Source organism: Colwellia sp. MB02u-14 (genome assembly GCF_014076915.1).
Lineage (GTDB): Bacteria > Pseudomonadota > Gammaproteobacteria > Enterobacterales > Alteromonadaceae > Colwellia_A.
The window spans coordinates 307,765-328,671 of the sequence record NZ_JACGUX010000062.1; the positions used below are offsets into that span (position 1 = coordinate 307,765).

Below are 20,907 nucleotides of genomic sequence, written 5' to 3' on the forward strand. Positions count from 1 at the left end.
TAGTGACAAATTCTGTACCATTCCCAACATAATTACCACCAATAAATGTAAACTTTATATGTCGTTAACTCAGTCATCATCACTCGTTAAAAATAAACGTAAGATTCTCGTAACCTGCGCTCTTCCTTATGCCAATGGGTCTATTCATTTAGGTCATTTACTTGAACATATTCAGACCGATATTTGGGTACGTTTTCAACGTATGCGTGGTCATGAAACTTATTTTGTTTGTGCCGATGATGCCCACGGAACACCTATTATGCTTAAAGCACAAGAATTAGGTGTAACACCAGAAGATATGATCAACGGTGTGCGTGATGAACATATGGCTGACTTTGCTGATTTCCATATCAGTTTCGACAATTATCATTCAACTCATAGTCCTGAGAATGAAGCCTTTGCACACGAAATTTATAATCGTTTACATGCTAAAGGGCATATCAAAACCAGAGTTATTTCTCAGCTTTACGATCCAGAAAAAGGCATGTTTTTACCTGATCGTTTCGTAAAAGGAACATGCCCGAAGTGTAAAGCAGAAGATCAAAATGGTGACAGCTGTGATGAATGTGGTGCAACATACTCTACAACAGAAGTATTGAACCCACGTTCTGTCGTGTCTGGTGCCACGCCTGTTTTCAAAGATTCTGAACATTACTTTTTTGATTTGCCTGCTTTTGGTGAAATGTTAGAAGACTGGACACGCAGTGGCGCATTGCAAGATGAAATGGCTAACAAGTTAGCTGAATGGTTTGAGTCAGGTTTACAACAATGGGATATCAGCCGCGACGCCCCTTATTTTGGCTTTGAAATACCTAACGCGCCGGGCAAATACTTTTATGTGTGGTTAGACGCTCCTATTGGTTACATGGGCAGTTTCAAAAATTTATGTGATAAAAAAGGTATTAACTTTGATGATTTTTGGCAGTTAGATTCAGACGCTGAGCTTTATCATTTTATTGGTAAAGACATTATTTATTTCCACAGTTTATTCTGGCCAGCTATGCTTGAAGGTGCAGGTTTTAGAAAGCCTACCGCGATTCATGCGCACGGTTTTGTTACCGTTAATGGCGCAAAAATGTCTAAATCTAAAGGTACTTTTATCAAAGGCCGTACCTACTTAGAACATTTGAATCCTGAATACTTACGATATTACTATGCCGCTAAGTTGACACATAAAATTGATGATTTAGATTTAAATCTTGAAGATTTTGCGCAACGAGTAAATTCAGATTTAGTCGGTAAAGTGGTTAACATTGCTTCTCGTTGTGCAAGTTTCATCACTAAACGTTTTGACGGTATGCTATCTATTAATATCGACAACCCTGAACTTGCTGATGAAGTCATGGCTGCAGGCGACTCTATTGCCGCTCACTATGAAGCACGTGATTTTGCTCGTGGTATGCGTGAAATAATGGCTTTAGCAGACAACGTTAATGAATATATTGCCATAAAAGAACCATGGCAATTAGTAAAAGACGAAACTAAACAACAAGAAGTACAAGATATTTGTTCACTCGGTATCAACATGTTCCGCACATTAATGATTTATTTAAAACCTGTGTTACCGGTATTAGCAGACAGTACAGCAACATTTTTAAATGATGAGCTAACCTGGGAAGGCCATAAAACCTTATTAACAGGTCATAAAATAAATAAATTTAAAGCCTTGCTACAGCGTGTTGATATGGACAAAGTTAACGCGGTAACAAATGCCTCCAAAGAAAACTTACTCGTGAAAGAGGAGGCTGAGAAACCAGCTAAAAAAGTTAAAGCAGCAAAAGTGGTTGATAACACTGCAGCTCTTAATGACCCTTTAGGTTGTGATCCGATCAGTGAAGAGATTCAATTTGACGATTTTGCTAAAATTGATTTACGTATCGTAAAAATAATTAACGCTGAGCATGTAGAAAAAGCGGATAAATTATTACGCTTGACCCTAGCACTTGATTCAAAAGAAGAAGGTGGTGAAACACGTCAGGTATTTGCCGGTATAAAATCAGCATACCAACCAGAAGATTTAATTGGTAAGCATACCGTTATGGTGGCTAATTTAGCGCCAAGAAAAATGCGCTTTGGTATGTCTGAGGGCATGGTACTCGCCGCAGGACCTGGTGGCAAAGACTTGTGGATATTAAGCCCTGATGACGGCGCACAACCAGGTATGCGGGTAAAATAAAAATAAGTTTACTTTTCGTTAATTAAAGGCAGTGAAAATTCACTGCCTTTTTTATAAAATCATTGCCATTATTTCTAACATTATTCGATAACATGACACCATAATATAATTGCATCACTTTGTTATTTTTATAAATAATTTATAAATAGTTCGTTATAATCGATATTATGGTAAAAAATAGGATTTCAATATTTTATATGTTGTTTGGTAAACCGCCTTTATTAGTACAGATAATCTTAGCGATGGTTTTGGGCTTGCTGTTAGGTTATTTCTTTTCAGTAGAATATTCAGTCATTAATAATACTGCCAATGCATTTGTCACTTCCCTGCAAATGACAGTGCTTCCTTATATTGTGCTTTCACTTATTGTTGGCATCGGAGGACTTTCTCCAAGCAGAGCTAAAAAAGTCTCTAAACAAAGTTTATTCATTATTTTGATGATGATAGTTGTTGTGCTATTTTTTATCTTTGGCACACCATTATCTTTTCCTCAATGGCAGCAGGCTGAGTTCTACTCTATTAATACTGTAAAAACGATACCTGAATTTAGCTTGGTTGATTTATTCATTTCAGCAAACCCTTTTAATGCCCTTGCGAATACGTTAATTCCTGCGGTAGTTTTCTTTAGTATTTGTATGGGCCTTGGCTTAATGCAAATAAAGTCTAAAAGACAAACCTTATTACTACTGACCAACTTACAACAAGCCACTGCGAATATTAATAGCTTTATAATGAAATTTGCACCACTGGGTATTTTTTGTATCGGTTGGCGTGCGGCGGTTACCCTTGATGCGAGTCAACTCGATGGCTTAGTTGTCTACATGCTGAGTGCTATTGTCTTGGTTATACTGCTTTGTTTTGTGGTTTTTCCTGCCATTGTTGCAACAATCACACCCTTTGGCTATCGAGAGATAATTCTGGTATCGCGAGAGCCTATGATCACTGCTTTTGCTACAGGCAGTTTCTTTTCAGTACTGCCTATTATCGTTGAGAATACGAAAAAATTACTCAAACAGAAGTATCCCCATGAAAACGAACTTGAGAAAATATCTGAAATAATAGTCCCTATCTCTTTTAGTTTACCGGTGGGTGGCAAACTACTCGCTTTACTTTTCGTGCTATTTGCCGCTTGGTTCTCTGGTGCCTATATTTCTTTTTCTGATCATATCAATTTGATTATCGCTGGTTTGCCGCAGTTGTTTGGTAGCACCACCTTGGCTATGCATAACTTGCTGGAATTATTTAATGTATCGGGCGCCATGTTCGATTTTTACTTAGTCTCCGAAAACCTCATTGGAGCTCGATTAAGTGCTGTTTTCTCAGTAGTATTTTCTAGCTGTTTACCTTTATTAATCGCCACAGCCATGGTGAAACGCTTTACAATAAAGTGGCGTGTCCTCTTGCGTAATTTAGCGATAATCCCACTTATTTCAGTGATTGCTTTTATCTCATTACGTTTCAGTTTTGACTCAATTACCCACCAATATGAAGGTTATACAAAGTTTATTGAACGCGATTTTTTATTTGGTCATGTTGAAAGTACTTACCTTGAAAAAAGCCCAGAACGGTTAAAAAGCGATGCTTCGTTTTCTTCGGTGTTAAAAAGAATTCAACAACGTGGATTTATCCGTGTAGGCTATTTTAGGGATGACTTACCTTACGCTTTTCATAACAATAACGGTAAATTAGTTGGTTTTGATATTGAAATAATGAACCAACTCGCTATTGATCTAGGGGTGAATGTAGAATTTGTTAAGATTTTTCATCACCAAGCTGAAGCACTCCTACAATCAGGCTATTTAGATATAACGACAGGTATACCTGTGATCCCTGACAATATGACTAAATTTACGCTTACGGTACCTTATTCTCAGCAGTCGTTAGCCTTTATTGTTAAAGACAAACGGCGCGTAGAATTCAAACAATGGTCAAATATCATTGCAAATGAAGACTTGATTATCGGCATCCCTGAAACTTTCTTTTATCAAACCGCCGTAGAGCGTAATTTTATTCACAATAAGGCGTGGAAAATTTCGACGCCAAGGTTATTCTTTAAAGAAAAGTATCAACATATTGACGGTATGTTATTTGGTGCTGCTGCCGCCTCTGCTTGGACATTATTACACCCTGAATATACCGTTATTGTGCCTAAACCTTTGCTAGCACCTATATCAATGGCATTTCCAATTAATCATAATGATCAAGCTTTTGAGCTATTTATGCGTAATTGGATCAACATGAAGCAGCAAAGTAATATTATCAATAAATTATTTGATTATTGGATAAGCAATAAAGCCCCTATAAAAGTAATTATAAAGAAGTAGTCCCTAGATATGAATACAGATAATAAGTACAAAAAAAACACAAATATGTTAAGGCTAATGCTTATTGCAGCCTCAATAACATTATCGGCATGCTCTTCTCAATATACGGTTTCAACCAATTTGGATAAAGAAAACTTTCAAACTTACTTTAGTCACACACAAGTCAACGTTATTAAAGATGAGAGCGAGTTACTCGGTAAGTATAAACTTATAGGCATGGTTGAAGGTCAAGACTGTCAAACAAAAATTCATCATGCAGCACCAGACAAAGTAATGGCAAAAACTCAGGCACGCAGACAAGCCTTTAAACAACATGCCAATGCAATAATCTTTACGGGTTGTGCATTAATAAATGACAACCAAGCAGATAAGCAATGTATTGAAACAGTTGTTTGCTATGGTAAGGCTTATCAAATTGAGCAGGCGAGCAGTATTCAATAATGCAAGAGCAGCCAAGTAGCCAGATTACTTTTAATTATATTGGTCGAGTTAACTCTCCTTACAAAGAAAAATTCGCCATTCCTCGCCAACCAGGGTTAGTGAGTGCAGCGAAGGGATCAATTTCTTTAATTGATAATGCCAACAACGAAGAATTGGTACGTGGCATTGAACAATTTAGTCACCTGTGGGTATTATTTATCTTTCATGCTACAGCGCAACAAGGTTGGAAACCGCTCGTTAGACCTCCACGTTTAGGGGGAAATAAAAAATTGGGAGTATTAGCAACTCGCTCTACTTTTAGACCAAACCCCATTGGTATGTCGGTCGTAAAATTAGAGAATATTGAACAAAAAAATAAACAATTAATCATCAATATTGCGGGTTTGGACTTTCTTGACCAAACACCCGTTATTGATATTAAACCTTATATTCCCTACTCTGACAGCATCAGTGGTGCGCAAGCAGGCTTTGCACAGCAGCAACCTTTTCAAGCGTTATCAATAAAATTTTCTAAGCAAGCACAAGAAGAGGCTAGAAAGTATCAGCAAGTGTATGCTGATTTATCACTTTTTATAGAACAAGTGTTAGCTCAAGATCCCCGGCCTGCGTATAAGAAACAACAAGAAGACACTAAAATCTATGGGATGATACTCTATGATTTAAATATTTTATGGCAAGCTCAATCAAGCCTTGAAATAACCGTACTTTCAATCAGTAAAATTGGTAGCTAACTTTACTGCCTGACGCAATATTGTGAAACAGTCAGTGACATAAAAAAGATCAGCAAAACTGACCCTTTTAATGTTCAAATAAATAATAGTGCAACGAAAAAATTAGTGGTGATGACCACCAGCGCCGTGTGCGTGACCATGTTCAATTTCTTCATCAGTCGCAACGCGAACATCAACAACGTCTAAATCAAAGGTTAATACCATACCCGCAAGTGGTGGATTAATATCAACAGTCACCATAAATTTACCGGTTTTAACAACAGTCACTTGACGTTGACCTTGCTCAGTTTCAACAGTTGCAGTCATGCCTGCTTTCCATTTAGTTGTGCCTTGTCCATCTTGTAAGTGCTTTGAAGGTACACGTTGAATCATATCTTCTTTGCGCTCTCCGTAAGTATCTGCAGGTTGTAACGTTACTGAAAATTTATCACCCATTTCTTTATCAGCTAAGGCATTTTCAACACCCACTAACATATTGTTATAACCATGAAGATAGGCTAAAGGATCACTAGCGTATGATGACTCTATTTGATTACCCGCTTCATCTTTTAACGTGTAGTGAAACTGAACAACCGTTTTGTTTGCAATTTTCATTTTAAATCCACTTTATTTAATACAATAATAATTTTCAGCGAGTGTAGCAAAAACTGTGTCTAGCCACTACGCCCAAAGTAATATAATAACCACACTGGCAACAATTAAAAACATGCCTAGACATTAATACGTTATTTAAAAATTCAATAGGTTAAGAATAAAGTCATAAAGAACTCTATTTGCCCTAAGGCTTTAACATAGACTGCATTTTTAAAATTTGTTGTGGTAAACCAGCCAATTGAGCCAATAACACTGGTTATACTAAAAAAACATAAAAACCAAGGTTAAGCATTAGGAAGAGTTACGCTTTATTATCACAACGAACATAAACAATTGAGATAAATGTAATAAAAATAATTCGTTATGCTTTATGTTATTAATTAATATTGGTAATGTTTAAATATTAATATTTAAACTAACCCTAATACTATGACAGAAAAGCTACCTATCGCTATTATGCCCAGCAACGATTTAATGGCAAAATTTAAGCAAATAAAATCAGTCTCTAATAAGCTTGAAGCACAGTTTAATTTTCAAACACTAACAGCAAATTGGTATGGTGATGAGAATAATATTTTGTTGATCAATCTTTATTTAGAAACTAACGAGGTTTTTCAGTGTGAAATAAAAAAAGATCATCAAGGCGACATTAACCACTTCGCTGATGATGTTTTTAGTGTCTATCAAAAAGAAACACCAAAAATAAATTGTTTTATCGCGATAACACCTGCCGAGTTAATATTACTCGAACAACAAAATAAATTATTGCCTCGTTATATTGAAACTAAACTGCATAAAGTTATCAATTTAATTGCCAAGCAGCTTACGCTATTTCCAATTTAATCAAGTCTAAGAAATAGCGTTATAACCTCTAAGAAAATAAGTTGAAGTTACTCTTAAAGTGTATCTACAATATCTTTAATAAGTTCAGGGCCTTGATAAATAAAACCCGTATAAACTTGTACTAATTTAGCTCCGGCAGTCATTTTTTCTTGAGCATCACGGCCACTTGATATACCGCCAACACCAATAATAGGTAAGTTATTGTCTAACGCTATTGCCAATAAACGAATAACTTCGGTACTTTTGTCTTTTACCGGTTTACCACTTAAGCCGCCCTGCTCTTCACCATGCTCAAGACCTTCAACACCTTCACGAGAAAGTGTGGTGTTTGTGGCAATAACACCGTCTATATTATTTCGAATCAAACAGTCAGCAATCGATTCAATTTCTTCTTGAGTTAAATCAGGCGCTATTTTAACAGCTAATGGTACATATTTGCTGTGTTGGTCTGCCAGTACTTTCTGTTCAGCTTTAAGCGCAGCTAGTAATTCATTCAATGCATCACCGTATTGTAATGAACGTAAGCCGGGGGTGTTGGGGGATGAAATATTAATCGTAATGTAGGTGGCGTAGTTATAAACCTTACGCATACAAATAAGATAATCGTCTTTTGCATGCTCATCAGGCGTATCTTTATTTTTACCAATATTAATACCAAGCACACCGGTAAAGTTTGCTTTTCGCACTTGGTCAATTAAGTAGTCAACACCTTTATTGTTAAAGCCCATACGATTTATTACCGCGTTAGCCGATGGTAAACGGAAAATACGAGGCTTTGGATTACCCGGTTGCGGTTTAGGCGTAACAGTGCCAATTTCTACAAAACCAAACCCCATAGCGGCAAAAGCGTTAATACATTCACCATTTTTATCTAAACCTGCTGCTAAGCCTACTGGATTAGGAAAAACAATGCCCATCGCTTCTACGGGTTTATCAGTAATATTTTGTTTATACAAGAGGTTTAGCGGCGAAGAACCTGTCGCTTTAAAACCTTTAATAGTCATCTCGTGAATAGTTTCAGGATCAAACTTGAATAATACTTTGCGTATTGCGGAATAAAACATATTGCCTCTTAAAAAAATCCCCACTTAATAGTAGGGATTTTATCAGTTAAATCAATCTCGTTAAAGTTCGATTATTACACTTCATTTATTTTGTTGGATCACAGTTTAAACTTAAAAGCATAAGCTCTCTTAACGCAACAGAGAATTTAGCGAACTCGTGAGTTCGACCAATTCTAAAGTCAGCTAAAATTTGGTGCCAACGTTCAAGAGGCTGAGCATTTGTCTCGATCCATTGGTCAAGTAATACTTCAATCTCAGGCTCTTCAGCACTACAGTTACATCGTAATACCACTTGAGCTAATGAGCGCTGCTGCCAATCGAGTTCTTCTCTGAATGAAGCCCGAGCAAGTGCTTGCCAATTATTCGCTACCGGCTGACCCGTGATCTGGTCTAAGAACCAATGTAAATGTAAACGCACACCTAATTTGAAGTACAAATGAGCAACAAGTTCGATAGAGCGCCCATCGGCTACTGAAATATCAGCAATGTCCATCACAGGGAATAATGAGCTTAGCTGTGATATGCGTCTCGCAATATTTTCAGGAACGCCTGTTGTAACAAGATCTGTTTCAACACGCTTTAATTGCTCGACTTCAGCCTTAACAAGTAATTGATCTAAATTACTGGCTAAATTTATAAAGGTAGGTCGGTAAAACTCAATCGTTTCAGCAATACCTAATGCTTTATTACGATGACGTAAGAACCAACGAGTAGCGCGTCTTATTGTGCGGCGCATTTGGAATAGCATTTCAGTTTGAATAGACGTTGAAATTTTATTATCTAATTTCGTTATTTCGTTCCAAATCGTAGATAATTCAAAAACCTCACTCGCCATAACATAACAGTTAGCTATTTCAGCGATTGTTGCACCTGTTTCTTCATGCATACGATTAACAAAGTTAAAGCCCATGTCGTTGCCAATATTATTAGCCAACTTAGTCGCAATAATTTCAGCACGCAGAGGATGTAGCTGCATTTGGTCTTGATATTTAACTTGTAACTGAGGAGGAAAAGCTTCAAGTAATAAACGGTCGTGGTATGGATTATCAGTAATTCCAGGACAAACCAAATCTTCTTTTAAGACCATTTTACCATAGGCAAGTAGTACAGAAAGTTCAGGACGGGTGAAACCTTGACCTTTAGATAGACGTTCAGAAATTTCGTCATCAGTTGGAATAAACTCTAAAGCACGATCTAATTTCCCTGCTTTTTCTAAACCATGAATGAAGCGTTCTTGTTCTTTTAATTGTTTAACACCACGCATTGCCGTAATTGACAATGAATGTGTTTGACGGTAACAATCTTCAATAACAATTTCACCAACATCATCGGTCATATCATAAAGTAGCTTATTACGTTGTTTAACGGTTAAATCACCGTTTTGAACTAAACTGTTTAAGAGTATCTTAATGTTTACTTCATTATCAGAACAATCGACACCACCTGCATTATCAACCGCATCGGTATTAATTCTTCCGCCACGTAGACCAAACTCAACACGCCCTAGTTGTGTAAAGCCTAAGTTACCGCCTTCACCGACAACTTTTGCTTGTAATTCGTTGCCATTAATACGCAATGAATCATTCGCTCTATCGCCAACATCAAGATGCGACTCTTTAGAGCTTTTAACGTACGTACCGATACCACCATTCCATAATAAATCGACTTTCATTTTTAAAATGGCTTGCATTAAATCAAGCGGCGACATACTTTGCTTTTGCGTACCCAGCATTTTCTTGATTTGCGGTGTTAGTTTAATAGATTTAACATGGCGGCTGAAAATCGCACCACCTTCAGAAATTAAGGCTTTGTTATAGTCTTCCCAAGTACAACCTGGAGTGTTAAATAAACGTTCACGCTCTACATAAGAGCTTGCTGCATCTGGATTTGGGTCAATGAAGATATTCATGTGGTTAAAGGCAGCTTGTAGACGAATATGCTTTGACAATAACATGCCATTACCAAATACATCACCCGCCATATCACCAATAGCGATACAGGTAAAATCAGTAGACTGACAATCAATGTCCATCTCACGGAAATGACGTTTAACAGATTCCCAAGCGCCTTTCGCCGTAATCCCCATCGCTTTATGATCGTAACCAACGCTACCACCAGAAGCAAACGCATCACCCATCCAGAAGTTGTATTCGTCAGAAATTGCGTTAGCGGTATCTGAGAACGTTGCCGTTCCTTTATCTGCTGCAACCACTAGGTAAGGGTCATCTTCATCGAGACGAACAACATTAAGAGGTGGAACAACGATGCCATCAATAATGTTGTCAGTTATATCTAACAAACCACGAATAAAAGTACGGTAACATTCTTTACCCGCTTCAAATATTTCTTGACGACTACCATTTACTGGCAATTGCTTACAAACAAAACCACCTTTAGCACCAACAGGCACAATGACAGTATTTTTAACTTGTTGTGCTTTTACTAAGCCTAAAACCTCTGTACGGAAATCTTCTTGTCTGTCTGACCAACGCAAACCACCACGAGCGACTTTACCACCACGTAAATGAACACCTTCAAGTTGTGGTGAATAAACAAAGATTTCAAATTCAGGTATTGGTAGCGGAACATCACTAATTTGGCGGGGTAAAATCTTAAATGAGATATAAGATTTTTCACCGGTGACCGCATGAGGTTGAAAATAATTCGTACGAATAGTCGCACTGATCATTTCAACAAAACGGCGGATAATACGGTCATCATCTAAATTCGCCACATTATCGAGAGATTTTTCAATATCAGCACTGACTTTGTTTAACGCTTTCTCTGAAATTTTTGTGGTGGGATCAAAACGGAAATTAAAGAATTTTATCAGTAATTCAGCAATATTGGGGTAGCGAGCAAAGGTATCTTCAATATAACTTTGACTAAAAGTACCACCAATTTGGCGCTCGTATCGAGCATAAGCACGTATAATTGAGACTTCACGACCACCGAGTTCGGCGCCCAAAATTAAACGGTTAAAACCATCATCTTCTAAATCACCCGCCCAAACTTTAGCAAAGGCGTCTTGGAAGAGGTTTTGTACTATTTCAAGAGTGAACTTACCTTGACCGGTAAGCAACATCGAGAAGTCTAAAATCCAACAAGCTTCGCCACTTGAGGTTTTTACTAAATAAGGGCTTTCACCAATAACACGCAAACCAAAGTTTTCGAGAATAGGTAAAATATCGGATAAGTGGATTGGGTCGCCAGTATGAAATAATTTTAATTTTACGTGACGGCTATCTGCACTTTCCTCTTGGGGTTGATAAAATAGCATTTCAAGTGGGTTTTCAGCAGATATTGACTCAAGCTTTTCAATATCAACGATGGCTGTGCCTGGTAAAACTTCGTCTTTGTATGATTGCGGAAAACTGCAATATTTACGACTTAATGTTTTCCCTTTTGCCTCTCCTTTGTGAGAGTTAAGCGATGCTGCGAGTTTGTCATCCCAGCTTCTTGCCGCTTCATTTAAATTCTTTTCAATTTGTTTCACGTTGATATCTGCTTTAGTTGATTTAACACGTACAATATAATGAGTACGTGCTTGTGCTGATTCAGAAAAGTAAGTGGTAAACTCTACTTCTTGATCGCTACCAAATGCTTCTTTCAATAATTTTTGAGTATTAACACGAAGTTCCGTGTTGTAACGCTCTCTTGGCACATAAACCATACAAGAATAAAAACGATCAAAGGCATCACGACGCACAAATAACCCAGAGTAATCTCGTTCTTGCATTTGAAAAATGCCTAAAACATTTTTCAATAACTCGACAGTGCTACTTTGTAATATTTCATCACGTGGATACGTTTCTAAAATATTAATTAAGGCTTTGTAAGCATGTGTACCACGAGCAAAACCAGAGCTTTCACAAACGTTAGTCACTTTTGATTTTATTAACGGTAAATCCAAAGCACTATTAGTGTAATACGCAGAACCAAATAAGCCGACAAAGCGCTCTTCACCAATAACATTACCTTTATCATCAAAACGCTTTACCCCAATATAATCAAGGTGAGCAGGACGATGAACGCGCGAACGAGAGTTGGTCTTGGTTAAAATTAAAGGGTTAACACCTAATGCGAGTTCACGAGCTGAGCTTGATAAAGTTGAAATTAGACGTTCAACGGTTCCATCAGAGCGCTTCATTAGTCCTAAACTTGATTCAACATTGGCAGATAATGCTTTGTCACCCGTTAAGGTTTTTACATCATATGAACGGTAGCCTAACAAGGTGAAGTTATCGTTTAGCATCCATTTTAAAAATTCTAGTGCGTCATCATGTTCATTAATTGAACAAGGTAATTTTGCTTCAGTGGTTTCAGTGATCAATTCGCCTAAACGTGTTCGCATCGCTTGCCAATCATCAACGGTTATCGCGATATCATCAACAACTGAATGAATTTCTTTGGCAATTTTATCTAGTACTTTTTGATCAGTTTGGCGATCGACTTCAATAAAAAAGACAGATTCAACAGATGATGATTTTAATGACTTATTAGCAGCGGCAGCAAACTGGGTAATTTGGTTATTCTTGTCACGTATAATATTTATTGGACTGTTTAACATTAAATGTGGGGATAAACCTAAACGGTTGAGCGCAATTCGTAAAGAATCGACGAGAAAAGGCATATCTTTAATAATAACTTCAATGATTGTATGACTTGATTTCCAACCATGCTTTGAAACTTGAGGATTAAAAACGTTAACCACTGGGTTATTGTCTTGGTGGTCATTTAACGAATTCCATAAACTTAACGTTGCGCCATACATATCACTATCGTTGCGATATTCTAAGTCAAGCGTGGAAATATTACTATAAAGGAGGTCTGCAAACTGCTCGACAAGCGGAGCCGTTTTAGCGGGTACTTTTTGCTGAATTAACTGTGCTACGTTCGAAAGTATCACTGAGGGTAAACCGTCTACTAACGTCATGCCGTTTTCCTTTTTGGATAAAACGCTGTTGTACTAATTGCTTCAAAATCTGATATCAACAACAATTAATGTGTAATTTGTATTATTTATTTTATAAATTTTTATTATTGTCTAAAAGAATAGACTATATGTACGATTTTATTAAGAATTTTAGGCTATTGCGAGGAATATTTTACTATTTTTTGAGAATGATTGTTTCGAAGGAAGGATCTAAATTACTGAGAGTAAGTGTTTATTCACTTGTTATAAATAGAAAATGACCTTACGGCCATTTTCTTGTTTATTTATTCAAGAATAACGATTTAAATTTATTTTTTATTAGGCCATAAAAAAGCGGCTATAGCTGGTAAGACCAGCACTGCAGCAATCATATTCACCAAAAACATGAACGTTAATAATATTCCCATATCAACTTGAAATTTCAAATCAGACCAAAACCACGTTGACACACCAATAGCTAATGTAACGCCCGTGATCAAAACTGCACTGCCTCGTTCTTTTAACGCTAATAAATAAGCTTCTTGAACTTGATAGCCTTCACGTAACTTTATACTCATTGTTGACAGAATATAAATACCATAATCAACACCAATACCTACACCTAAAGCAATAACCGGTAAAGTAGAAACCGTTAAGCCAATATCAAGTGCGGTCATTAACCATTGCGCTAACGTTGACACGACGTAAAGTGGCACGATAACAACAATCGTGGCACGAATACTTCTAAAACTAATAAAACACAGTAAAGTAACCGCTCCATAAACATAGAGCATCATTGGTGTTTGTGCTTCGGCAACCGCTTCATTTGTCGCGGCCATCACACCTACAGGTCCGGATGCGAGTTTAAACTTGACTTCATCCGTAGACAATGACTTGGCCACAACTTTAACTTTATCAACGACGCGATTAATGGTTTCAGCTTTGTGGTCTTCTAAAAACAAGATAACGGGCATAACACTGCAGTCGTTATTTAATAAACCACTTGATGACGGTATCCGCGCGATAGATTGCACTAAGGTTTGTTGGTTACGTGATAAAACACGCCACTTAGCATTACCTTCATTATAACCAGCATTAACAATTTTAGCGACTGACGCTAAGCTAATTGCCGATTGAACACCAACCGTGTTTTCCATCTGCCACTGAAAATCATCAATTAAATTCATTGTCTCATGATACGTACACGAATCGGCAGGGCTTTCTACGATGACTGACATATAATCAACACTAATAGCATAACGGTCAGTAATTAAAAACGTATCTTGGTTGTAGCGCGAATTTTCGTGTAATGATGGCGCTCCCGCATGCAATTCTCCAATTTTCATGTCTTGAGAATAATAATAGCCAGCCACATATAAAATAGCGGTAATAACAAGGATTATTGTTGCAATACGTTTAGTGGCAAATGAAGACATTACATCCCAAATGGTGACTTTATTCTTGTCTTGCGTTATTGGCTCGACTTTAGGTACATGAATAAAAGAGACAAGTAACGGCAATAAAATTAGATTAGTCAAAATAATCATCGCCACACCTAAAGATGCAGTAATGGCCAGTTCGCGAATAATACCAATATCAATTGAAAGCAGCGTTAAGAAACCTACTGTGTCAGAAAGCAAAGCAACGCCGCCTGGGATCAATAATAAACGAAAACTCATTTGTGCAGCTTCTTTAGAGGTTGCCCCTTTTGTGACCTGTTTTGAAACCGAGTTAATCATTTGTACACCATGGCTAACACCAATGGCAAACACTAAGAATGGCACCAGAATAGACATTGGATCTAAGCCAAAACCCAGTGTTGATAACATACCTAACTGCCATACAACGGCAACAAGAGAACATGCAATAGGTAAAAGAGTCAGTTTAATAGAGCGACAGAACCAGAAAACCATCAAAGTGGTGATGACAATAGCAATAGCAAAAAAAGCAACAACTCCTTTTGCGCCTTCTGCAACATCGCCCACCATTTTACTAAAACCAATGATATGAATGCTGATATTATCTTTTTCAAATTGTCCTCTAATTTGCTGTTCAAGTTGCTCAGCAATAACGAGTGTATCCAATCGTTCACCCGTTTGTGGGTCAGTGTCCATTAATGAAGCTTTTACCATGGCACAACTGTAATCGTCAGCAACAATACTGCCAACAATGCCTGCTTTTTCGATATTTGACTTAACAATGGCTAAACCTTGCGAGTCAGGCTGAAAATTAGCGGGGATCACTGGACCTCCGGCAAATCCATCTTCAACTATTTCAACAAAACGTGTACTCGGTGAATACAGTGATTTTACTTGAATACGATCAACACCAGGGATAAAAAATAATTGATCATGAACACCTTTTAAAGCACCAAAAAAAGGTTCATTAAATATATCTCCTTCTTTATCACAGACAGAGATTAGAACATTATTGGCACCTCCAAAGTTTTCACGGTATTTTAAATAGGTTTTCATGTAAGTATGATTAAGGGGAATATGCTTTTCAAAAGCTGCATCAAGCTTTATTTGACTTGCTTGAAAAACAAGAAAAATACTCGCGAGTACGAAAGCCAGAAGCACAAGAACTCTTTTGCGGAACATCGTGGCTTCAATAACATTAATAAGGGATTCAATTTTCATTTAATTTACTTCATTTGGATTGACGGTAATAACAACAATTTTTTTACTTTACTTTAACTTCATCAGCGGAATGACTTTAATACCCACTTCAGAAACTATCACAAGCTGGTTATTAAACCAAATACCACTAATAAGGGCTTTGCCGTCAGCTTGAATATTTAAAGAAAAACTCATTCCGTCATCATCGCTCTTTAAAATAACGCCATTATTACCTAAAACATAAATGCTACCGTTATCACCAAGAAGGATTGAGTTTAGTAAAGCATTCGTTCCCGTAGGGATCTGCTGCCAGGGTGAGCCACTTTCCAAACGGCGAAAAACGTTACCACGCAAACCAACCACTAATAAATTACCCTGTTGAGTACGAGCAATATCATTAAATGACCCTTGATAAATTTTATCCTGTGGTTGCCATATTTGTGCAAAATCATCACTTTTGGCAATCAGCCCGACTTCGCCAACCATATAAAGGATAAGGCCATCTTTAAAAATACTGTTGAAATGCGCAAGAATACTGCCTTGCTCATCTAAATAAGCTTCTTTATCGTGTTCCTTAAGATCTGCTAGATACTCTAAATCTTCAGGAAATAAAAATTCGCCGTGAAATTCAAAATTCCAAGTTAGACCGCCATCAATAGTACGGTATAATTGCCCGTATGCACCTATAGCAATCCCCTGATTTTTATCTTTAAATATTATATCAAGTAATGGTTTTTCTTTCTCTGGGAGGTGTTGCTGTATTTCCCAATTCTCTCCGCCATCACTGGAAAATAATATTGTCGCATCATGTCCAACAGCCCAACCGTGCTTTTCATCAACAAAATAGACAGCGGTTAATGTGGTGCGAACAGGTACGTTAGCTTGATGCCAAGTTACTGCATCATCTGAAAGTAGAATATGGCCACGTTCACCTACAGCAACAATCTGCTTATCATTGATTTTGAAAATATCAAGCATAAGTGATTTACTGGCTAGAGGTGCTTGCATAGCAGGTAATTGCTGTGAAGAAGCGCTAAGGAAAAATAAGGTGCTAAAAAGGAAAGCCAACAAACGTTGCATAAGAGAAGGTACTCATTGGTTAAAAATTAAGGTTTTTCTGTTGTTTCATCGTCGATGAAATTGTGAAATCATCATATTTCATAATGTATAACGGCTGACATTCGCCAGCCGTTATAAGTTTTAGGCGCTAAATGCTATCTGCGCCCCTCACGTCGTAATGCAGAAGAAGTAAATGAAATATCTTCTAACTCTGCAGAAAAGTCATACATTTTAGCTTCATTATCTAAGCCCATTGCTATATAGCGACGAGACTGTAAATCATGAAATACTTCAAGTGTAGACCATTGCGTCGGAACCTCGTAATAATTCAAACCATGTGCAACACCAACACGGTACAGCTCATCACGGTTGTCGTAAATATCGGTAACCGCTATTTGCCAGCTATCTTCGTCAATAAAGAAAACACGTTTTTTGTAAGTATGACGTGTATCTGATTTTAAGTTAGCTTCGACAACCCACACACGATGTTTTTCATAACGAACATGCTCGGGGTTAATATGACCTGGCTGTAAAATATCAGCATATTTTAATTTGTCACTATGTAAACGATAGTCATTGTAAGGGATCAACAACTCTTGTTTCCCTTTTAGTGTCCAGTTATAGCGATTTGGCGCACCATTAAACATATCGAAATCATCAGTGGTACGCAAACCATCAGACGCTGTACCTGGCGTGTCATAGGCAACATTAGGTGCACGGCGAACACGACGTTGACCCGTGTTATATGTCCAAGCTTGGCGAGGTGTTTGTATTTGGTTCATTGTTTCATGAACTAATAATGCGGTACCCGCTAAACGTGCAGGCTCAGTAACTTTTTGCTTAAACTTAAACAAAATATTAGTTTCTTTAAGTTTCTCAGCTGAAGCTCCTTTAACACCGTAAGGGATTATTAACTGGTCATCAAAACCTAAATAAGTGTAATCACCTGAAGCTGTTGGTGCGGCTTGACCGCCTTCACGTGAAAGAGATTCACCACGGTAACGTAAAATATGGTTCCAAATAGCTTCAAGACCATCTTTTGGTACAGGAAATGGAATACCAACAGCTGCATTCTCAATGCCGTTACCACCCTCAACTAATTCTGTACGCCCGGCGTTATCAATACTTGCTTGATAGACATGTTCAGGATAAGAAGCTGAACGCCTTGATTGATAGACATTCATTTTATAAGTATCAGGGTAAGTTTCAAAAAGCTTTACCTGGCCCGGTGTTAACATTGCTTTGTGTTCTGCAACATTAGCCGCAGTAATCGTATATTTTACTTTATCTGTGGAAAATGGATCGATGTGATGGTCACCCACGGTATATCCAGCAGGAACCGAAGTAATACCACCGCTCCATGAAGGAATAGAACCGTCTTTATTGCCAGCACGAACCGCGCCAATTGGCGTTAATTCTTTACTTAACTTAGCGACTTCTGTCGGTGAAACTTTAGCGAGAGTTGCCGTTGACACAATAGCCAAACTTACTGCAACTGAGGCTAATGTTAATTTTTTAAGTGAATTTTTTATAATATTGATCATTAACTTAGCCTTATATTGAATATTTAATACTGAATGAAATGTAATCGCGGTCTTCCATTTTATTGGTTGTTCCTACGCCATCCCAAAAGCCGTTATAGCTTATATCTGCTGACCAGCGGCTTTGATAATTAAAGTTGATGCCTAAAGCTACTGACTTTCGTTCTTCAACGAAGAGGAATAATGGATCTGGTGTCGTCCCTTTCACATCATGTGAAAAAACCATACGTGGTGAAACGTTAATACCTGCAACCACGTTATTAAAGTCTAACTTGACAATTGCGCGGTACCCCCAAGCAAATGCATCTGGAAATGGGTTAGTTTCGACACCGTCTTGCACAGCCAACTCTAAGCCTTCTTTACCTGCAATACCACCATTACGTGCAGTACCAGGACCATTCAGTCGTAATACATCTTGGTCAGGCATATCTTGAATATTAATGCCGCCCACTTCAAGTAATGTTGTTAATTGACTTGCACCAAATGAAGGACCCCAAAGGTGAGTTAGCGTTGTTTGTGCTTGAAGTGTATCAGATAAGACAAAACCATCTGCGTGCTCTCCCCCTTGGAATACTGGCATTTGAGAAATGCCATCAAGTTCGCTACGACCTTGGTCATTCGCTAATTGTTGTGGCATAGCTGCAAACAACAACTCAACATCATCGATTTGTAATGGTTCGTCTTGACGGAAAGTTACTTCACCCGCTACTGAGGTAGTACCTAACACCGTATTAAAACTCATTGCGTAAACTTTAATATCTTCAACGTAGTCAAGCTCAACTCGTGAGAAAGCTTTTAAATTAGTGTAGTTGTCTTCAGTAATAGGACCTGAAAGTAACATACCAATATCGTCACCAATTGCCGCGTCACTGAAGTCTGCAGTAACACCTGCAAATATTGGACGACGGCTGTGGTAATTCATGTGGTAGAGGCTAATTTCGGTATCATTGAAATCGGGTAAAAACCACGATAAACGTAAACCGTATTGACCGCCATCTTCAGGCTCATTCTCAGCATCATCTTGACGTAGTGTCACTTTGGTTGGAAAGGCGCCTAAATAAGCACCACCAATACTTGCAGGAGGAACAGCACCTGCAGCAATTGCTCCACTGAGGGTATTAAGACCTGAAATAAGGTAATCTAAATCGAGATCTGGGTTACTAGCGAAGCCTAATTGAACATTATTATATTGACCGCCATCACCAGCAAAGTCATTGGTTGAGAAGTAACTACCAGGCGCTGGTAATACCGTTTTTTCCCAGTTGTACTGATAAAAAGCTTCAATATTGAAATTTTCAGATATACCTAATGATGCCCAAACAGCGCCAAAAGGAATAAAAGCTTCTTTTAATTCTGAACCAGGCGCACGAAGACGTGCAATATCAACAGGGTTTAGCTCACTGATACCATGAGAAATTAAAGTACTTTCTCCCCAGCTAATAACTTGCTGACCTACGCGAATTGAAAGCGGCATATCGCCAACATAAAAATCACCATAAACGAAGGCATCAAGCAACCTTACGTCACTACATAATTGATCACTCGCTTCACCGTCACGACAAGGATCGTTAGTTACCCCTGACAAAGGATTAGCCCATGCTCGGTCACTGTCACTCATTTCTAAGTCATAGAAGTACATACCACGAACAAACAATCCAAAATTTTCATAACGAACTTCAAGGTCATGTGAACCCTTGATTATCTGAGAAAAGCTTTCGCCTGAATTATAATTGAGGTTAGCGTTATCACCATTTGTTGAGTAACCACCCTGTCCGTTCCATACAGTCCCAGTATCAGGCGTTGGATTTAATGATGGATGGTAACTACTGAAATCAAAACCATTATTAGGATTATTTGATTTTCCGACGTTATCGTTCCAATTGCGGTCTTCTACACGCCAACTTTGGCCGTAACTAAATGTTGAATCAAAACTTACATCAAAGTTACCTAATGTAAAATTCTCTGCCTGTACGTGGTTTACTGTCGCTAAACAAACAAGTGCAGCGGTTATACTTGCAGCCAAAGGCTTCTTGTAAAACCTGTTGCGAGGGCTATATTTCATTTATTCTCTCCCCAGAGCGTGTAAATTATATTTTATTTTTATCATCGCTACTTACTATTTGAAATAAGTGGTCTAAAACAATAATTGCATCATTTTATCAATGGCGCAAGAGCTAAAAAAAATTGATAAGACCCTATGTTTTAATGACTTCTAATCAATAAAAGCCTAATCACACACTCTTGTTTAAAACAACCGTTTAAAACAAAAAATTCTTCATATAGTTTTCAACAAGTAGTGACTTGTATTAAGTGTTACAGCGAAACTGACTAGATAGCTTCAAACACACTAGATGGTCCGACCACTGTTTAAAGCTAATACTCTAACTATGTGATTTTAGTTAAAGACAAAAATTTATTATTTTTAGTTTCCATACAAAAACAGCCTTTAATTCCATTAGATAATAAATATTTTCTCATGTGCATTGCTGGAAATTGCACTCGCAGACCTTCAGTTGTTGTAACAACCATGTGCTGAGCTTTACCTTCATAATAGGGATAAAACTCAGCAGAAGTCATATTGATTAAAAAGTAATATTTCAT

13 protein-coding genes are annotated in these 20,907 nt (G+C 37.7%); 5 read left to right on the forward strand and 8 right to left on the reverse strand.

What is annotated here, in order from left to right; genetic code table 11:
- The first annotated feature begins 58 nt into the window (after positions 1 to 58).
- The 4 genes from metG (at position 59) to tsaA (ending at position 5,672) form a co-directional block, all read left to right on the forward strand.
- Positions 59 to 2,176: a methionine--tRNA ligase gene (gene metG, locus H4J52_RS06245; protein ID WP_182180022.1), complete on the forward strand. Its 2,118-nt coding sequence runs from the start codon at positions 59 to 61 to the stop codon at positions 2,174 to 2,176.
- Positions 2,177 to 2,373: 197 nt separating this feature from the next.
- Positions 2,374 to 4,500 (forward strand): cation:dicarboxylate symporter family transporter, encoded by a 2,127-nt coding sequence (locus H4J52_RS06250; protein ID WP_182179880.1) that lies wholly within the window; start codon positions 2,374 to 2,376, stop codon positions 4,498 to 4,500.
- A 9-nt stretch (positions 4,501 to 4,509) separates the two neighbouring features.
- On the forward strand, positions 4,510 to 4,941 hold the full coding sequence (rcsF, locus tag H4J52_RS06255) for an Rcs stress response system protein RcsF (protein ID WP_182179878.1): 432 nt from the start codon (positions 4,510 to 4,512) through the stop codon (positions 4,939 to 4,941).
- The gene (gene tsaA, locus H4J52_RS06260; protein ID WP_182179876.1) at positions 4,941 to 5,672 is read left to right on the forward strand and encodes a tRNA (N6-threonylcarbamoyladenosine(37)-N6)-methyltransferase TrmO; all 732 of its coding nucleotides are present in this window, start codon (positions 4,941 to 4,943) and stop codon (positions 5,670 to 5,672) included. Before rcsF ends, tsaA begins: the two co-directional genes overlap by 1 nt.
- 102 nt (positions 5,673 to 5,774) lie before the next feature.
- On the opposite strand, the gene H4J52_RS06265 is transcribed toward tsaA, so the two are convergent.
- The gene (locus tag H4J52_RS06265; protein WP_182179874.1) at positions 5,775 to 6,266 is read right to left on the reverse strand and encodes a peptidylprolyl isomerase; all 492 of its coding nucleotides are present in this window, start codon (positions 6,264 to 6,266) and stop codon (positions 5,775 to 5,777) included.
- A gap of 429 nt (positions 6,267 to 6,695) precedes the next feature.
- On the opposite strand from H4J52_RS06265, the gene H4J52_RS06270 reads away from it, so the two are divergent.
- Positions 6,696 to 7,109 carry a hypothetical protein gene (locus tag H4J52_RS06270; RefSeq protein WP_182179872.1) on the forward strand — a complete coding sequence of 138 codons (414 nt, stop codon included), beginning with the start codon at positions 6,696 to 6,698 and terminating at the stop codon, positions 7,107 to 7,109.
- A gap of 53 nt (positions 7,110 to 7,162) precedes the next feature.
- Here H4J52_RS06270 and pyrD read toward each other — a convergent pair whose 3' ends face one another.
- From pyrD to H4J52_RS06305, 7 genes are all read right to left on the reverse strand, one after another.
- Complete coding sequence (pyrD, locus tag H4J52_RS06275) at positions 7,163 to 8,173, reverse strand: quinone-dependent dihydroorotate dehydrogenase (RefSeq protein WP_182179870.1); 1,011 nt, start codon at positions 8,171 to 8,173, stop codon at positions 7,163 to 7,165.
- 85 nt (positions 8,174 to 8,258) lie between these two features.
- The gene (locus tag H4J52_RS06280) at positions 8,259 to 13,109 is read right to left on the reverse strand and encodes an NAD-glutamate dehydrogenase (protein WP_182179868.1); all 4,851 of its coding nucleotides are present in this window, start codon (positions 13,107 to 13,109) and stop codon (positions 8,259 to 8,261) included.
- A gap of 308 nt (positions 13,110 to 13,417) precedes the next feature.
- Positions 13,418 to 15,727: an RND family transporter gene (locus tag H4J52_RS06285; RefSeq protein ID WP_182223242.1), complete on the reverse strand. Its 2,310-nt coding sequence runs from the start codon at positions 15,725 to 15,727 to the stop codon at positions 13,418 to 13,420.
- Between the two features lie 48 nt (positions 15,728 to 15,775).
- Positions 15,776 to 16,786: a YCF48-related protein gene (locus H4J52_RS06290; protein ID WP_182224378.1), complete on the reverse strand. Its 1,011-nt coding sequence runs from the start codon at positions 16,784 to 16,786 to the stop codon at positions 15,776 to 15,778.
- A gap of 134 nt (positions 16,787 to 16,920) precedes the next feature.
- Positions 16,921 to 18,309 carry a DUF1329 domain-containing protein gene (locus tag H4J52_RS06295; RefSeq protein ID WP_182224379.1) on the reverse strand — a complete coding sequence of 463 codons (1,389 nt, stop codon included), beginning with the start codon at positions 18,307 to 18,309 and terminating at the stop codon, positions 16,921 to 16,923.
- Positions 18,310 to 18,319: 10 nt separating this feature from the next.
- On the reverse strand, positions 18,320 to 20,368 hold the full coding sequence (locus H4J52_RS06300; protein WP_182179860.1) for a DUF1302 domain-containing protein: 2,049 nt from the start codon (positions 20,366 to 20,368) through the stop codon (positions 18,320 to 18,322).
- A gap of 323 nt (positions 20,369 to 20,691) precedes the next feature.
- Positions 20,692 to 20,907, reverse strand: a complete 216-nt coding sequence (locus tag H4J52_RS06305; protein ID WP_182179858.1) for a DUF2835 family protein — start codon at positions 20,905 to 20,907, stop codon at positions 20,692 to 20,694.

Coding starts and splice junctions, on each gene's coding strand:
- H4J52_RS06305 (WP_182179858.1), bottom strand. CDS start 20,907: ATGAAATATTACTTTTTAATCAATATGACTTCTGCTGAGTTTTATCCC.
- H4J52_RS06295 (WP_182224379.1), bottom strand. CDS start 18,309: ATGATCAATATTATAAAAAATTCACTTAAAAAATTAACATTAGCCTCA.
- H4J52_RS06300 (WP_182179860.1), bottom strand. CDS start 20,368: ATGAAATATAGCCCTCGCAACAGGTTTTACAAGAAGCCTTTGGCTGCA.
- tsaA (WP_182179876.1), top strand. CDS start 4,941: ATGCAAGAGCAGCCAAGTAGCCAGATTACTTTTAATTATATTGGTCGA.
- H4J52_RS06250 (WP_182179880.1), top strand. CDS start 2,374: ATGTTGTTTGGTAAACCGCCTTTATTAGTACAGATAATCTTAGCGATG.
- pyrD (WP_182179870.1), bottom strand. CDS start 8,173: ATGTTTTATTCCGCAATACGCAAAGTATTATTCAAGTTTGATCCTGAA.
- H4J52_RS06280 (WP_182179868.1), bottom strand. CDS start 13,109: ATGACGTTAGTAGACGGTTTACCCTCAGTGATACTTTCGAACGTAGCA.
- H4J52_RS06270 (WP_182179872.1), top strand. CDS start 6,696: ATGACAGAAAAGCTACCTATCGCTATTATGCCCAGCAACGATTTAATG.
- H4J52_RS06290 (WP_182224378.1), bottom strand. CDS start 16,786: ATGCAACGTTTGTTGGCTTTCCTTTTTAGCACCTTATTTTTCCTTAGC.
- H4J52_RS06265 (WP_182179874.1), bottom strand. CDS start 6,266: ATGAAAATTGCAAACAAAACGGTTGTTCAGTTTCACTACACGTTAAAA.
- H4J52_RS06285 (WP_182223242.1), bottom strand. CDS start 15,727: ATGAAAATTGAATCCCTTATTAATGTTATTGAAGCCACGATGTTCCGC.
- rcsF (WP_182179878.1), top strand. CDS start 4,510: ATGAATACAGATAATAAGTACAAAAAAAACACAAATATGTTAAGGCTA.
- metG (WP_182180022.1), top strand. CDS start 59: ATGTCGTTAACTCAGTCATCATCACTCGTTAAAAATAAACGTAAGATT.